This window comes from Achromobacter spanius (genome assembly GCF_002812705.1).
GTDB classification, from domain to species: Bacteria; Pseudomonadota; Gammaproteobacteria; order Burkholderiales; family Burkholderiaceae_B; genus Achromobacter; species Achromobacter spanius.
On sequence record NZ_CP025030.1, the window covers coordinates 1,332,984 to 1,348,166 of the forward strand.

Sequence of the window (15,183 nt, forward strand, 5' to 3'; positions counted from 1 at the left end):
GCAGTGATTCCCAACCGCTAGGCACCATCGGTCGTCCCTTTTGAACCACGTTCCCGGCTATTCAACATTTTCTCCACCCGCTCCAACTCCTTCAAATCTTCCCGATCCGCCGCCAAAGCCTCTTCCTTCCGCCGCGCGGCATCGAATTGCTCGTACCGGTCATACACAATCGTCGTCATCGCCTTGTGGCTCATCTTTCCCGCCCCCTTCAATAGCGGGCTCTCGTTGAACTCGATAAAGCTGTCCACATATGTACGCCAATCCGCCATGCGCAGGTTCTGCCGCTTTTTTGCGCGCAGCTCTGCAAAGTCCATGAACATGCTCGCGATGCGGTTGAAGTCGTCCAGCTCTTCAGCATTCAGATAGTTCTTCGCCACGATCACATCTGCCTTCCGCACTCGCCCTTGCTTCCAGGACAGCAGCGCCATGTTGGGCTGAGAGGGATCGGCACGCCGCACCACTAGCTCGGCCGCCGTGTGCCGCGTCACCGCGTAGAACATCTTGTTCTGCACTTCCGCATAAAACAGACCCGTCGCTGCAGGGTCGTCGGCGTAGTCCACAGACAGAGCAAACAGATCCCGGATCTTCTGATAGAAGCGCTTCTCCGACGTTCGGATGTCCCGGATGCGTGCAAGCTGCTCATCAAAATAATCCCAGCGGCTCGCGTCCTTCAGGCGTTCGTCGTCCATGACGAAGCCCTTGACCAGGAACTCCTTTAGATGGGTGGTGGCCCATTGACGGAACTGCGTCCCTCGCGGCGACTTCACGCGGTAGCCGATCGCCAGAATCATGTCCAGGTTGTATTGCTGCGTGCGGTAGCGCTTGCCGTCGGCGGCAGTTGTCAAGTCTTGCTTGACAACTGAATCCTCCTGAAGCTCCCCCTCTGCCAGCACATTGCGCACGTGCAGGCTGATGTTCTGCTTTGTCGTCTGGAATAACTCGGCCAGCTCAAGTTGGGTCAGCCAAACGGTGCCGTTTTCAGCACGCAAGAAGAACTGAGCGTCTCCGTCCGGCGTTGTATAGAGGACAAGTTCGGCATTCATCGGAGCCTCCAATCGTTTGACACTGGTTCATCATCCCCTGCAAATCTGATCCGAACTGTGGCGAAACATGCAACGGTTGGGGCAGGCATCAGATGTCCGTGGTACTCACTCATACCCCAACTCCTTCAAATATCCCGCCATCTTTTCCAGCGCCTCCAGCTCGGCCTTCAGCTTCTCCGCTCCGCCCGCACGGCCATCAGATCAATGATCTCGGCTTCCTCAAACGTATCGATTTCATCATCCATGACACGCAGCAAGACCACTTCTATTTTGTGCAAGCCAAGCATGCGCTGCTTGGAGAAAAGGCATTCTTTGATTCTGTCATAAAACTTGAAATCCTTGGCCGTGCGCGAAGAGTACAAGACCAACCGCGCAGCCCGTCCCTCGCTATAGCGGTTCGGTCTGCACCCGCCCGTCCGCATGCAAGTAGCGCATCGCGCCGTCAACATGCATGGCCGGCACGGCCTGACCCTGGCTCCAGCATTGCGCAATCGCCGTCGGGCAACCGTGCACGCCATCCCCCGTGCGCAGCGACTCGGGTACGCCGATCCACGCATAGACCGGTTCGTGCAGCCACGCGCCGTCTGCATGTGCGATACCGATGTGCAGGCCATCCGGACTATGGTCGCCGGCCTGTTCCGGCGCCACCGCGCACAGCCAGCCGTAGGTGTCTTTCCACATCAGGCCGAACACCAGGTGCTGCGTGCACGGCAGCGCCTCGCGGCGCTCGACCAGGTCGTAGGCGCCTTGGAACCATTCGTCCCATTCCCCGTGATCCACGCAGCGCAGCACGCGCAGATAGCGGCCGGTCTGGCCTGCGGGCGGCGGCGTGATGTCGACTGGATTGGAAGCGGGTAGCCAGATGATGTCGGCCAGATCCGTAAAGGCCACGGGCACGACGATTCCGCCCTGGGCGTCCACAACACCGCGCTGATCGTCCTCGGTCAGCACCCGGATCCGCATCTGACCGCTTATCCATAGGCCGGCGGGATCGGACTCCGACTCCACAGGCCCCAGCGCGGCGTACAACGCGTCCAGCACGAGCCGACCTTGCGCATCGATCAGGCCGCAACCATCACCGCGTTGGGTCACATAGGCATGCAGCGCGTCGTCCCAATTGATGTCGTCCCATACGGGCGCGCTTGCCCACGCGCCGCGCCGGTCGATCAAGCCCCAGCACCCGGCTTCGTATGCGGGCGCCAAACCCCCGGGCGAAAAATCGCCCGCCGATTCGAATGTGGGGGGTATCGCCCACGCCCCCGATCTATCCACAAAGCCGAACTGGTCGCCCACCCGCGCCATCGCCAGACCCTGTGAATAACTCCACACTTCGTCCAGCTCGCATGGCATCAACTGGCGGCCGCTGGTATCGATCAGCCCAAGCTTGTCGTCCTTGAGAACCGCCGCCACGCCGTCTTCGAAACGCCAGATGGAATCGAACTGTGGTGGCACCAACACGCGGCTGTTCTCGCCGCGTCCTGCGCGCACGCCACACAGGTTGTCCACAACAAAGCGATGCAAGCCGTCGCCGAGGTGGGTGTCGCGGCGCTTAGAAGTAGGGGTGCCGTTGGGGGCGTCGTTGTCGACGTCGGCATCTTCTTCGTCATCGGCACGGTCTTCGCAGCCGTCGTCCGCATTTTCGTCTTGGTCTTCGTCCTCGTCGAAGTCTTCATAGCGCACCCGCCGGGCGGGTTCTTGCGGAAAGAAATACGGATGCGCCAGGCCGCCCAGCCCGACCCGCCACGCCCAACCGGATTCATCGTCAGCGCCTTGCACGTCCAGCAAGCGCAACGCAGCCGCGATGTCGTCCTCGCGCATGCTGTCCTGCAAAGCGTTCCAGCGATCCGTGCACAGCGCGCGCGCGTGGGCAAGATACGCCTGCGCGCCATCCCCATGCAGCCACGCCAGCTCATCAAGATTGGCGCTTATCCACAAGCCGGCGGCATCGTCCCGCTCGCCCGCCGCGTCCCGCGCCCCCCGCGCATCCATCCGTTCGGCCAGGTAAGCCACCGCCGCATCCCACTGCACGCAATGCGGCGCGTCTCCGCTTGCCGCATGCGTACGCAAGAATGCCGCCACTTGGCGCAGGCGATCATGCGCGGCTTGCGCGGGGGCGGCCAGCGCCACCGTACCCGCATCCCCAAACACGCGCTGCGACGCATCGGCGTCCCGCAAGCTGCCGTCGGCCAGCAACACCTGCCATAACGTGGGCAAATTGCCGTTGGCGGCGGCGATTTCTTCTGAGGACACCGTGCGGCCATCCCGGTCCGTCTGCAACGACAACCACGCGCGATTACCCATCACTGCATCCTTGAAACACGCCGGCCACGGCGCCAGTGGCACGTGACCAGCCAGAAAAAACAAAGGCCAGCCCTTTCAGGCTGGCCAGGGTCATGCGGGGGAAACGCTTACGCGTCGATATTGCCCGCCGACAGCGCGTTGCGTTCGATGAACGCGCGGCGCGGTTCCACGTCGTCGCCCATCAGCGTCGTGAAGACTTCGTCCGCCGCGATGGCGTCTTCGATCTGCACGCGCAGCAGGCGGCGCACCTTCGGGTCCATCGTGGTTTCCCACAACTGTTCCGGGTTCATTTCACCCAGGCCCTTATAGCGCTGCTTGGAGATGCCGCGTTCGGCTTCGCTGCGCAGCCATTGCATGGCTTCGCGGAAGTCGGACACCGTCTGTTCCTTGCGCTTTTCGCCTTCGCCCCGCGCGGCCAGCGAGCGCGTGCCCACCTTGCCCAGGAAGCTCTTGGCGGCCTTGGACAGGATGGCGTAATCGGAACCGTTGACGAAGTCGGCGTCGATGATGCTGACGCGCACGTTGCCGTGGTGCATGCGCTGCACCGACAGGCGATGGCGTTCGGTGGCTTCGTCAAACTGCGGCACCACGTCCACGCCGTTGCCGCTGATCGGGTCGCGCATGGCCTCGGCCAGACGCTTGGCGGAATCCGCGGTCGACTCTGCCGTTTCCAGGTTGATTTCCACGCCTTCGGCCATGGCCGACAAGGCGCCCACGTCGAACACCTTCGCCAGGCGTGCAATGACGCCGTCGGCCGCCACGTACTGGCTGGCCAGGTCGGTCAGCTCTTCGCCGCGGATGATGTTGCCGCCCGAGATGATCTCGGCATCCTTCAGGGCCTGTTGCAGCATGAACTGCGCTTCTTCCTGGTCATCCTTCAGATAGCGCTCTTCGCGGCCAACCTTCACCTTGTACAGCGGCGGTTGAGCGATATACACATAGCCGCGCTGCACGAGTTCCGGCATCTGGCGATACAGGAGCGTCAGCAGCAGGGTGCGGATGTGCGCGCCGTCAACGTCCGCGTCAGTCATGATGATGAGGCGGTGGTAGCGCAGCTTTTCCACGTTGAAATCGGGGCCGATGCTGGTGCCCAGCGCCGTGATCAGCGTGGCGATCTGTTCGCTGGCGATCAGGCGGTCGAAACGCGCCTTCTCTACGTTCAGCACCTTGCCGCGCAGCGGCAGGATGGCCTGGAACTTGCGGTCGCGGCCTTGCTTGGCCGAGCCGCCTGCGGAGTCACCCTCGACGATGTACAGCTCGCACAGCGCCGGATCTTTTTCCTGGCAGTCGGCCAGCTTGCCGGGCAGGCCGGCGCCTTCCAGCACGCTCTTGCGCCGCGTCATTTCGCGGGCCTTGCGCGCGGCTTCGCGCGCGCGGGCGGCTTCCACGATCTTGTTGCACAACGCCTTGGCGTCGTTCGGGTTCTCAAGCAGCCAGCTTTCCAGCGTGCGGGCCACGGCTTCTTCCACGGCCGGACGCACTTCGCTGGACACCAGCTTGTCCTTCGTCTGGCTGCTGAACTTGGGCTCGGGCACCTTCACCGACAGCACGCAGGCCAGGCCTTCGCGCATGTCGTCGCCGGACGTTTCCACCTTGGCCTTCTTGGCCAGTTCGTTGTCGGCGATGTACTTGTTGATGATGCGGGTCATCGCCGCGCGCAGGCCGGTCAGGTGCGAACCGCCGTCGCGCTGGGGGATGTTGTTGGTGAAGCACAGCACGCTTTCGCTGTAGCTGTCGTTCCACTGCATCGCCACTTCCACGCCCACCGACACGCCACCGGCGGCCGATTCGGTGCTGACCGAAAACACGTTCGGGTGCAGCACGGTCTTGGCGCGGTTGATGTATTCAACAAAGCCCTTCACGCCGCCCGAGAACGCAAAGTTCTCTTCCTTGCCGTGGCGTTGGTCCACCAGGCGGATCTTCACGCCGTTGTTCAGGAACGAGAGCTCGCGCAAGCGCTTGGAGAGAATCTCGTAGTGGTATTCGATGTTGTTGAAGATGATCGGGTCGGCCAGGAAGCGCACTTCCGTGCCCCGCATGTCCGTCGTGCCGGTCACAGCCAGGGGCGCCACGCGCGCGCCTTGGCGGAATTCCATCTGGTGGACCTGGCCGTTGCGGCGGATGGTCAGGCGCAGCCATTCGGACAGGGCGTTCACGCAAGACACGCCCACGCCGTGCAGGCCGCCGGACACCTTGTATGAGTTCTGGTCGAACTTGCCGCCGGCGTGCAGTTCGGTCATCACGATTTCCGCCGCGCTGCGGTGGAATTCGTCGTCCTTGTGGATATCCGTGGGGATACCGCGGCCGTTGTCGGTGACCGAGATGGAGTTGTCGGTGTGGATGGTGACGACGATGTCGTCGCAATGGCCGGCCAGGGCTTCGTCGATGGCGTTATCCACGACCTCGAACACCATGTGGTGCAAGCCGGTGCCGTCGGATGTGTCGCCGATGTACATGCCGGGGCGCTTGCGCACGGCCTCCAGCCCCTTGAGCATCTTGATCGAGTCTGCGCCGTAGCCGCTGTTCTCGGGAGTGGTGTTCTGCTGATCTGACATGTCTGGTTCGATAACGCTTTAAAGAACGGCCTGGCGGCCGGACCGCCCGCGAGCCCTCAGGCCCGCAAGCGGCACAAACCCACAAACGTGTGGGGCGCGGATCAGATCCGCATGGGCATGACGACGTATTTGAACTGGTCGTCTTCGGGCAGGGTGATGAGCGCCGATGCGTTGGCATCGGGCATGACCGACCACTGGATGTTGTCGACTTTCACGTTGGCCAGCACATCAAGCAAATAGCCCACGTTAAAGCCCACGTCCAGGGCCTCATGGCCGTAGTCGATGTCGATTTCTTCCTGCGCCTCTTCCTGCTCGGCGTTGGAAGACGAGATCTTCATCTGGTTGTGCGCCAATTGCAGGCGCACGCCCTTGAACTTGTCGGTCGTCAAAATGGCGGCACGCTGCAAGCTGCCTTGAAGCGCTTCGCGGCCTACCATGAAGTGGCGCGTGTAGTTCGTGGGAATCACACGCGTGAAATCGGGGAACTTGCCTTCGACCAGCTTGGACACCAGTTCGACATCGCCGAAGCGGAAACGGATCTGGCCCGGCGCCACATCAATGGAGACCACCTCGTCGGAGTCTTCCAGCAGGCGCTGCATTTCCAGCACGGTCTTGCGCGGCACGATCACTTCGTGGCGTTCGGCGATGCCGTCGGCTTCGGTCGAGCAGTGCGCCAGGCGGTGACCATCGGTGGCGACGGCGCGCACACGACCCGGTTCAAACACCAGCAGCATGCCGTTCAGGTAGTAACGGATGTCTTGTTGCGCCATGGCGAAGTGCACCATGTTGAACAGGTGGCGCAGCGTGCGTTGCGGCATGGTCAGCGAGACGTCCCACTGCTCGGGCTGAGCAACGGTGGGGAACTCGCTGGCGGCCAGCGTCTGCAACGCGAAGCGGCTCTTGGCCGACTGCACCGACAGCTTGTTGCTGGCCAGCGCCAGGCGCACGTCGCCGGTGTCCGGCAGCGCTTTCAGGATGTCGAGCAGCTTGCGCGCGGCAACCGTGGTGGACTCGTTGTCCTGGCCCACGCCGAAATCGGCATGAGTGGTGATCTGTACTTCCAGGTCGGTCGCAATGAAGGCAACCTTGTTGCCTTCCTTGCGCATCAGGATGTTCGCAAGAATGGGCAGGGTATGGCGTCTTTCGACGATGCCCGCCACAGTCGACAGCGGTTTCAGCAATGCATCGCGTGTGGTTTGTACGAGTTGCATGTTCATCCTTTTAGAGTTTGTTCCAACACGTGCAGGGTATGGTTGAGCTCCGCTTGTTTTGCGCGGGCGTCGGAAATCTTGCGTACGGCATGCAGTACGGTGGTGTGATCGCGCCCCCCGAACAGATCACCGATTTCCGGCAGGCTTTTCTGCGTCAGCTCTTTAGCCAGGTACATCGCGACCTGACGCGGCAAGGCGATATTGGCGGGCCGGCGTTTCGAGTACATGTCCGCGACCTTGATCTTGTAGAAATCCGCCACCGTCTTCTGGATGTTTTCCACCGTGATCTGGCCGTTGGACACGGACAGCAAGTCCTTCAGGGCTTCCTTGCAGACGTCCACCGTCAGCACGTCGCGACCATGGAAGCGGGCGTAGGCCAGGACCTTGCGCAGCGCGCCTTCCAGTTCGCGCACGTTGCTGCGCAGATGCTTGGCAATGAAGAAGGCCACTTCCTCAGGCATGGGCACGCCTTCGGATTCCGCCTTGCGCAGCAAAATCGCCACGCGCATTTCCAGCTCCGGCGGCTCGATAGCCACCGTCAGGCCGGAGTCAAAGCGCGAAATCAGGCGGCTGTCGATGCCGGACAGTTCCTTCGGATACGTATCGCTGGTGATGATGATCTGCTTGCGCTGGGCCACCATCGCTTCGAACGCATAGAAGAACTCTTCCTGCGTGCGGTTCTTGCCCGAGAAGAACTGGATGTCATCGATCAGCAGCAAGTCCAGCGAATGGTAGTAGCGCTTGAAGTCATCGAACGCCTTGCGCTGGTACGCCTTCACGACGTCGGACACGTATTGGTCGGCATGCACGTAGCGCACCCGCACGCCCGTACCGGCCGCGACCATGGCGTTGCCGATGGCGTGGATCAAGTGCGTTTTGCCCAGGCCCACGCCGCCATACAGGAACAGCGGGTTGTAGGACGTGCCAGGGTTCTCGGCCACTTGCAATGCCGCGGCGCGCGCCAACTGGTTGGCCTTACCCGTCACGAAATTCTCGAAGGTAAGGTCCGTGTTCAGGCGCGAACGCTCGTACACGATGTTGGCGGCATCCGCGTTCACCGCCTGCGCCGCGACCGTCGTGGCGGGCTGGGGTGGGGCGGCCGGAGCCGGGGCCTGCATGGGCGGCGCGCCGCCTGAGGGCTGTGCAGCGGACAGGTGCGATTGATCGGGCTGCGGCGCACGCACGGGCGCGACCGGCATACGCGGGGCGGCTCCGTGCGAGGGCAACTCGAACAAGACCTGTACCGGTCGCTTGAACCACTCCGCGGCCAACGCTTCGATCTGGTGGGAAAAGTTCTTACGCACCCAATCCAGCTTGAAGCGGTTGGGCGCGGCAACGCGCAGCACCGCCTGCGTTTCGTCGTACGCAAGCGGGACCAGCGGTCGTATCCACGCGCTGATTTGTTGGGGGGGGAGTTCCTGCTCAAGACGACTGACGCAGGTCTGCCAGAATTCTTTCATGTCGCTCTTATTCAAACCTCGATTCTACCTTGCCTGGGCTGGGGTTATCCACAGGGCAGGACATAAGCGTCTACACTGCCCAGGCTTAACTGTTTGACAAGACAGGGAAAACTTGCTGAAATGGTGGGCTTTTCCGAATTCTGTCTGTCAGAAGGTTTCACAGAGAGCTTAGCCGGAGTTGTAGCAAGTACCCTCCTTTCATAGGTTTGGGCGCTTACTGCACTGTCCGGTTTTTAGCTTTGCTGAATAGGTCGCCTGGGGAGAAATCCCTTGTCCAGAGCCCCGTCTACGAGATGTTTTTTGCACCTGTTGCAAAAATGCCCACTAGATACCCGCTTCTGATTTTGCGTCCTGGAACCCTCCGGGCAGGTCCCTTCTGACTTTTGTTCTTTTTGTGGATCGTCCATGAAACGTACCTACCAACCTTCCGTCACCCGCCGCAAGCGCACCCATGGCTTTCGCGTGCGCATGAAAACCCGCGCTGGCCGCGCCATCCTGAACGCCCGCCGCGCCAAGGGCCGCAAGCGTCTGGCTGTCTAAGTCCGGGTTTTCCGGTTTTTCTTTCCGGAAGCCTGACTATTTGCACGGACCAGCCATATTGCAAGACCTCTCGCAATCTCGTTCTGGTTCCGCGCAAACGCCTGACCCGCAGTCCATGCCGCGCTCCACGCTTCCCCCGGAGGCGCGGTTGCATCGCCCCTCCGAGTTCGCCGCTGCCCTCAAAGGCCGGCGTCTTGCTCGAGGGGCGTTATTCATTGTGACGTCCGCTCCCAATGATCTGCCCCCCGGCCAGGATGCCTGTGCCCGGCTGGGTCTCATCATCGCCAAGCGGTTCGCCGCCCACGCCAGTACGCGCAACGCCATCAAGCGGGTCATCCGCGAAGCGTTCCGCCACCGGCGCCTGGCGCTGCCGGCCAAGGATTACGTCGTGCGCTTGCATAGCAAAGTCGCTCCCACCACGCTTACCTCGCTTAAACGCTTGGTCAGAGCCGAAGTGGACGCTCACTTTGATCGGATTGCGCGATGATTTTCAAAGCACTGCTTATTCTTCCGATCCGCTTCTACAGGTTTTTCCTGAGTCCCTGGATCGGCAGGCAGTGCCGCTTTACCCCCACATGCTCGGCGTACGCGATTGAAGCAATCGAACGTCACGGCGCCTGGCGCGGCTTCTGGTTGGCGGTCCGGCGAATTGGCCGTTGCCACCCGTGGTCGCCGGGCGGCTGGGATCCGGTTCCGCCGTCCAAGGGAACCAATGGCCCCTCGTGCTGTTCCCACAGCCACCGCATCGAGCACGATTGACGCTAAACTGGCGGGCTTTGCTGGCCCGTATTCACTTCAGTAGGCACCATGGATATCCGACGAACCGTCCTCTGGATGATTTTTTCCTTTTCGCTGTTGCTCCTATGGAACAACTGGCAAATCCATAACGGCAAGCCGTCCCTGTTCGGGGGCCCGACGCCCGCGGCCAGCACGGCTGAACCGCAGGCCGGCGCCAATAACGCCACGCCTTCGGTGCCCAGCGCGCCCACCACCACGGCTACCGCGCCGTCGGCGGTTCCTGGCGCCACCGCGCCCGCTGCCGCCCGCTCGGAAGAAGTCGTTGTTACCACCGACGTGCTGCGCCTGACCTTCGACACCATGGGTGCCCAACTGGTGCGCGCCGAGCTGCTGAAGTACCCGGCAACCGGCCATGCCGACCAACCCACCGTGCTGCTGGACCGTTCGGCCGGCCTGACCTACGTTGTGCAGTCCGGCGTGGTCGGCGCGCCCAACGGCCAAAGCTTCCCCACGCACCAGACGCCTTTCCGCGTCACGTCCACCGAACGCCAACTCACTGGCGACAACCTGGTCGTGTCCTTTGAAGGCGAATCGGGCGGCGTGAAGGTCACCAAGACGTTCACCCTGCACAAGGGCCGCTACGACATTGACGTGCGCCACGACCTGGCCAACGTCGGCTCCGCCCCCGTATCGCCCGCGCTGTACCTGCAGCTTGAGCGCGACGGCAACGACCCCGCCGACACGTCCAGCTTCTATCACACGTTCACCGGTTTCGCCGTCTACTCTGAACAGGAAAAGTTCCAGAAGAGCACGTTCAGCGACATCGAAAAGAAGAAGGCCACCTACGTTAAGCAGGCGGACAACGGCTGGATCGCCGTGGTGCAGCATTACTTCGCCACCGCCTGGGTGCCGCAGCAAGGCAAGCCGCGCACGAACGAACTGCTGGAAGTGCAGAAGAACCTGTACGCCGCCCGCAGCATCGAAGCCGTGGGCGAAATCGCCCCGGGTTCCGCTTCGCGCGTCGACTCGCACCTGTGGGTCGGTCCGCAAGACCAGAAGGCCATGGCGGCGCTCGCCCCCGGCCTGGAACTGGTGGTGGACTACGGTTTCCTGACCATCATCGCCAAGCCTCTGTTCACCCTGATGACCTGGCTGCATTCGCTGCTGGGCAACTGGGGCTGGACCATTGTTGCGCTGACCGTGCTGATCAAGGCCATCTTCTACCCGCTGGCCGCCGCGAGCTACCGCTCGATGGCCCGCATGAAGCAAGTGGCCCCGCGTCTGCAGGCGTTGAAGGAAAAGTACGGCGACGATAAGCAAAAGCTGAACGCCGCCATGATGGAGATGTACCGCACCGAAAAGATCAACCCGCTGGGCGGCTGCTTGCCGATGGTGGTGCAGATTCCGGTGTTCATCTCGCTGTACTGGGTGCTGCTGGCCAGCGTGGAAATGCGCGGCGCGCCGTGGATTCTGTGGGTCCATGACCTGTCGATCCGCGACCCGTTCTTCATTCTGCCCGCCATCATGATGGCCACCATGTTCCTGCAGATCAAACTGAACCCGACGCCGCCGGATCCCATCCAGGCCAAGGTCATGATGATCATGCCACTGGTGTTCGGCGGGATGATGTTCTTCTTCCCGGCCGGCCTGGTGCTGTACTGGTGCGTGAACAATACGCTGTCCATCGCACAGCAGTGGTCCATCACCCGCGCCATGCAGCGCAAGGCGGAAGCGGCGGCAAACCGTTAAGCCTTACCCTTGCAAGCCCTAAGAACCGGCCTTCATGGCCGGTTTTTTTATGCGTGCGCGGAAAAAATGATCGATAGCTTTTGACAATCGATTTACAAATATCAATCAACTTCACAAACGCAACCTTGACCCCTATGATGTGTCGGACATATTCCCCGGCGGTAACGCACGGGGACTATTCACAACACCGCGTGGGGCCCCAACGGCCGCGCGCCTTCCAGAATTACGTACGGAGTGTGCTATGACCGACAAGAAGCCTTTGACCACCGCCTCGGGCGCGCCGGTGCCGGACAACAACAACACGTTGACCGCCGGCCCCCGTGGCCCGGCGCTGCTGCAAGACTTCTGGCTGATTGAAAAGCTGGCGCACTTCGACCGCGAACGCATTCCGGAACGGGTCGTCCACGCCAAGGGGTCCGGCGCCTACGGCACCTTCACCGTCACTCACGACATCTCGCGCTACACCCGCGCCAGCATCTTTTCGCAAGTTGGCAAGCAAACCCCGCTGTTCCTGCGCTTTTCCACCGTGGCTGGCGAACGCGGCGCGGCCGATGCCGAACGCGACGTGCGCGGCTTCGCCATCAAGTTCTACACCGATGAAGGCAACTGGGACTTGGTCGGCAACAACACCCCGGTGTTCTTCATTCGCGACCCGCTGAAATTCCCCGACTTCATCCATACGCAAAAGCGCGACCCCAAGACCAACCTGCGCAGCGCCACCGCCGCCTGGGACTTCTGGTCGCTCAGCCCCGAATCGCTGCACCAGGTCACCATTCTGATGAGCGACCGCGGCATTCCCGCCAACCTGCGCCAGCAGCACGGTTTCGGTTCGCACACGTTCAGCTTCGTCAACAAGGACGGCGAACGCTTCTACGTGAAGTTCCACTTCAAGTCACAGCAGGGCGTCGTCTGTATGAGCGACGAAGAAGCCGCCCAGGTGGTCGCGCACGACCGCGAAAGCTCGCAGCGCGATCTGTTCGAGAACATCGAACAGAAGAACTTCCCGAAGTGGACGCTGAAGGTGCAGATCATGCCCGAGGCCGAAGCCGAGACCTATCACATCAACCCGTTCGACCTGACCAAGGTCTGGCCGCATGGCGACTACCCGCTGATTGAAGTGGGCGTGCTGGAGCTGAACAAGAACCCGGAAAACTACTTTGCCGAAGTCGAGCAAGCCGCCTTCACCCCGGCGAACATTGTCCCCGGCATCGATTTTTCGCCGGACAAGATGCTGCAAGGGCGCTTGTTCTCGTACGGCGACACGCACCGGTACCGCTTGGGAATCAATCATCACCAGATTCCCGTGAACGCGCCGCGCTGCCCGTTCCACAGCTATCACCGCGACGGCGCGAGCCGTGTCGACGGCAACGTGGGCGGCACGCTGAACTACGAACCCAATAGCGCGGGCGAGTGGAAGGAAACCCCGTCCGCCGGCGAACCGCCGTTGGCACTGGACGGCCAGGCCGCCGCGCGCTGGAACCATCGCGTGGACGATGACTATTATTCACAGCCCGGCAACTTGTTCCGCTTGATGACGCCGGAAAAGCAGGAACTGCTGTTCGGCAATATCGGCCGCCATATGGCGGGCGTGCCAGAGGAGATCCAGCGCCGCCAGTTGGAACACTTCAAGAAGGCCGATCCCGCTTACGCGGCCGGCGTGGCCAAGGCGCTGGGGCTGAAGCTCTGACCGAGTTAGGAGTCTGAATAAGAAAAGGGCGGTTCCGAACAGGAACCACCCTTTTTTTCATGGTTGTGGGCTAGCCGCAACGGTATTTTTGTACGTGCTCGGCACGGCTCCATACGTGCTTTCGAAGGTGATTTCGTCCCTAGGCATCGAACTTCACCTTATCCACAGCTCGGAGCCGCGCCCCCTTTTCAACGTTATCCACAGGGTTGGCCATGGAATGCAGCACTTTGGCCAGCGGTAAGGACAACGCTTAAGGAAGGTTCGTCGACGCGGTAACGCACGCGGACAAGGTATCCACAGCTTCGGCCAAAGCAGGGGTGGGCGAGACCAGCGCCAACAGGGCCAGCACCAGCGCCAGGCCGGTGGCGGTAGCAGTTTGGACCAGGCGGTCCTGGAGTTCGGATGACATGCGCATGGTGTTCCTTGTGGATAAATGTTTATCCGTGGGGTGTCCGCTTGCTGTGGAACGACCCATTATGGGAACCACGCCTGCTATCTCAAACGAAGTTATCGGCGTTTGATCAAATCTCCACGTCATATAGAAAAAGCCGCGGGAGTATGCCCCGCGGCTTCATCAACAACGCTGATAAGCAAATAGCCTATCGGTAGTTGCCGGGCATTCAGGCGGCCGGCAAGAAGGCCTCGGCAAGCTTCACCCAATACGTGGCGCCCACCGGCAGCAGCGCATCGTTGAAATCGTAGTTCGGGTTATGCAACTGACACGGGCCCATACCGTGATAGCTTTCCATGCGGTGGTCGCCGTCACCATTGCCCAGGAACAGATACGCGCCCGGGATGGCTTCCAGGAAGAAGGAAAAATCTTCGGCGCCCATGAAGGGCGGCATATCGCGCAGCACGTTTTCGGCGCCGAAGGCCTCTTCGGCCACCTTCGCCGCAAAGGCCGTTTCCTTTTCCCAGTTCACCAGCGGCGGATAAGCCCGCACGAAATCGAGTTCGCCCGTGCCGCCATACACCTGCGGCAAGGTGGTGGCTATGCGGCGCATGTCGGCTTCGATCTTGTCCAGCGTTTCCACCGAATACGTGCGCACCGTGCCTCGCAGCACGGCTTCGCCGGGAATCACGTTGTAGGCATCACCCGCATGGATCTGCGTGATCGACAGCACCGCCTGGTCCAGCGGATTCTTGCTGCGCGAAATCACGGTCTGCAAGGCGTGCACCATGTCGGCGGCCACGATGATGGGGTCGACCGAGGCATGAGGCTGCGCCGCGTGGCCGCCCACGCCCTTGATGACGATGTCCCAGCGGTTGCTGGAGGCCATCGTCGGGCCGGCGCGAAAGCCGAACTGGTTGACCGGCATGCCGGGCATGTTGTGGATGCCGAACACCGCATCGCACGGGAATTTGTCAAACAGGCCATCCTGCATCATGGCGCGCGCGCCGGCGTTGCCGCCTTCTTCGGCCGGCTGGAAAATGAATACCACCGTGCCATCAAAGTTGCGATGCGTGGACAAGTACTGCGCCGCGCCCAGCAGCATGGCGGTATGGCCGTCATGGCCACAGCCGTGCATGCGGCCGCTGATGGTGGACTTGTGCGCAAAGCGGTTGTGCTCGGGCATGGGCAGCGCATCCATGTCGGCACGCAGGCCGATCATCTTCTTGCCGCTACCCGCGCGCAACACCCCCACCACGCCGGTTTTCCCCAAGCCCGTATGCACTTCCAGGCCCCATTCGCGCAAGCGTTGCGCCACCAGGTTCGACGTGCGCGTTTCCTGGAAGGCCAGTTCCGGGTGCGCGTGGATGTCGCGACGCAAGGCGGTCAGTTCCGGGTGCGCGCGTTCGATTTCGGCAATGGTTTTCATGGCGTCAGAATTAAATTAGGTGAATTCATTGAGGCGATCGGCGGTTGCTTGATGGGTTGCGCGCGCTGGGTATCGGCTT

Annotated in this window: 13 protein-coding genes; 5 read left to right on the forward strand and 8 right to left on the reverse strand. The window is 61.7% G+C overall.

Going from position 1 to position 15,183, the window contains the following annotated elements; all coding sequences use genetic code 11:
* Window positions 1-17: 17 nt before the first annotated feature.
* The 6 genes from CVS48_RS06010 to dnaA all read right to left on the reverse strand — a co-directional run bounded on the left by CVS48_RS06010 (window position 18) and on the right by dnaA (window position 8,570).
* Window positions 18-1,043: a virulence RhuM family protein gene (locus CVS48_RS06010; RefSeq protein WP_100853682.1), complete on the reverse strand. Its 1,026-nt coding sequence runs from the start codon at window positions 1,041-1,043 to the stop codon at window positions 18-20.
* 167 nt (window positions 1,044-1,210) lie between these two features.
* The gene (locus CVS48_RS29450; protein ID WP_197723163.1) at window positions 1,211-1,405 is read right to left on the reverse strand and encodes a hypothetical protein; all 195 of its coding nucleotides are present in this window, start codon (window positions 1,403-1,405) and stop codon (window positions 1,211-1,213) included.
* A 25-nt stretch (window positions 1,406-1,430) separates the two neighbouring features.
* Entirely contained in the window at window positions 1,431-3,344 is a 1,914-nt protein-coding gene (locus tag CVS48_RS06020; RefSeq protein ID WP_100853683.1) for a WG repeat-containing protein, read from the reverse strand.
* 107 nt (window positions 3,345-3,451) lie between these two features.
* Window positions 3,452-5,899, reverse strand: a complete 2,448-nt coding sequence (gene gyrB, locus CVS48_RS06025) for a DNA topoisomerase (ATP-hydrolyzing) subunit B (RefSeq protein WP_100853684.1) — start codon at window positions 5,897-5,899, stop codon at window positions 3,452-3,454.
* Window positions 5,900-6,000: 101 nt separating this feature from the next.
* Window positions 6,001-7,110 (reverse strand): DNA polymerase III subunit beta, encoded by a 1,110-nt coding sequence (gene dnaN / locus CVS48_RS06030; RefSeq protein WP_167400952.1) that lies wholly within the window; start codon window positions 7,108-7,110, stop codon window positions 6,001-6,003.
* A gap of 2 nt (window positions 7,111-7,112) precedes the next feature.
* Window positions 7,113-8,570 (reverse strand): chromosomal replication initiator protein DnaA, encoded by a 1,458-nt coding sequence (dnaA, locus tag CVS48_RS06035; RefSeq protein ID WP_100853686.1) that lies wholly within the window; start codon window positions 8,568-8,570, stop codon window positions 7,113-7,115.
* 405 nt (window positions 8,571-8,975) lie between these two features.
* Between dnaA and rpmH the strand changes: the two genes are divergently transcribed.
* The 5 genes from rpmH (at window position 8,976) to CVS48_RS06060 (ending at window position 13,284) form a co-directional block, all read left to right on the forward strand.
* Window positions 8,976-9,110, forward strand: a complete 135-nt coding sequence (gene rpmH, locus CVS48_RS06040; protein WP_003816025.1) for a 50S ribosomal protein L34 — start codon at window positions 8,976-8,978, stop codon at window positions 9,108-9,110.
* A gap of 115 nt (window positions 9,111-9,225) precedes the next feature.
* Window positions 9,226-9,597, forward strand: a complete 372-nt coding sequence (locus CVS48_RS06045) for a ribonuclease P protein component (RefSeq protein WP_100853687.1) — start codon at window positions 9,226-9,228, stop codon at window positions 9,595-9,597.
* Window positions 9,597-9,869 (forward strand): membrane protein insertion efficiency factor YidD, encoded by a 273-nt coding sequence (gene yidD, locus CVS48_RS06050; protein WP_100857530.1) that lies wholly within the window; start codon window positions 9,597-9,599, stop codon window positions 9,867-9,869. The genes CVS48_RS06045 and yidD overlap by 1 nt, the downstream gene beginning before the upstream one ends.
* Window positions 9,870-9,917: 48 nt before the next feature.
* On the forward strand, window positions 9,918-11,597 hold the full coding sequence (yidC, locus tag CVS48_RS06055; RefSeq protein ID WP_100853688.1) for a membrane protein insertase YidC: 1,680 nt from the start codon (window positions 9,918-9,920) through the stop codon (window positions 11,595-11,597).
* Window positions 11,598-11,838: 241 nt separating this feature from the next.
* A complete protein-coding gene (locus tag CVS48_RS06060) occupies window positions 11,839-13,284 on the forward strand; it encodes a catalase (RefSeq protein ID WP_100853689.1) in 1,446 nt (481 codons plus the stop codon).
* 250 nt (window positions 13,285-13,534) lie between these two features.
* Here CVS48_RS06060 and CVS48_RS29340 read toward each other — a convergent pair whose 3' ends face one another.
* Together CVS48_RS29340 and CVS48_RS06065 are read right to left on the reverse strand one after the other, a co-directional pair.
* Window positions 13,535-13,693: a hypothetical protein gene (locus CVS48_RS29340; protein WP_167400928.1), complete on the reverse strand. Its 159-nt coding sequence runs from the start codon at window positions 13,691-13,693 to the stop codon at window positions 13,535-13,537.
* A gap of 211 nt (window positions 13,694-13,904) precedes the next feature.
* Entirely contained in the window at window positions 13,905-15,104 is a 1,200-nt protein-coding gene (locus CVS48_RS06065; protein WP_100853690.1) for a M20 aminoacylase family protein, read from the reverse strand.
* Window positions 15,105-15,183 lie beyond the last annotated feature (79 nt).

Excerpts from the sequence above, each read along its gene's own strand:
- CVS48_RS06010 (WP_100853682.1), bottom strand. The coding sequence starts at position 1,043 with ATGAATGCCGAACTTGTCCTCTATACAACGCCGGACGGAGACGCTCAG.
- CVS48_RS06020 (WP_100853683.1), bottom strand. The coding sequence starts at position 3,344 with ATGGGTAATCGCGCGTGGTTGTCGTTGCAGACGGACCGGGATGGCCGC.
- gyrB (WP_100853684.1), bottom strand. The coding sequence starts at position 5,899 with ATGTCAGATCAGCAGAACACCACTCCCGAGAACAGCGGCTACGGCGCA.
- dnaN (WP_167400952.1), bottom strand. The coding sequence starts at position 7,110 with ATGCAACTCGTACAAACCACACGCGATGCATTGCTGAAACCGCTGTCG.
- dnaA (WP_100853686.1), bottom strand. The coding sequence starts at position 8,570 with ATGAAAGAATTCTGGCAGACCTGCGTCAGTCGTCTTGAGCAGGAACTC.
- rpmH (WP_003816025.1), top strand. The coding sequence starts at position 8,976 with ATGAAACGTACCTACCAACCTTCCGTCACCCGCCGCAAGCGCACCCAT.
- CVS48_RS06045 (WP_100853687.1), top strand. The coding sequence starts at position 9,226 with ATGCCGCGCTCCACGCTTCCCCCGGAGGCGCGGTTGCATCGCCCCTCC.
- yidC (WP_100853688.1), top strand. The coding sequence starts at position 9,918 with ATGGATATCCGACGAACCGTCCTCTGGATGATTTTTTCCTTTTCGCTG.
- CVS48_RS06060 (WP_100853689.1), top strand. The coding sequence starts at position 11,839 with ATGACCGACAAGAAGCCTTTGACCACCGCCTCGGGCGCGCCGGTGCCG.
- CVS48_RS29340 (WP_167400928.1), bottom strand. The coding sequence starts at position 13,693 with ATGTCATCCGAACTCCAGGACCGCCTGGTCCAAACTGCTACCGCCACC.
- CVS48_RS06065 (WP_100853690.1), bottom strand. The coding sequence starts at position 15,104 with ATGAAAACCATTGCCGAAATCGAACGCGCGCACCCGGAACTGACCGCC.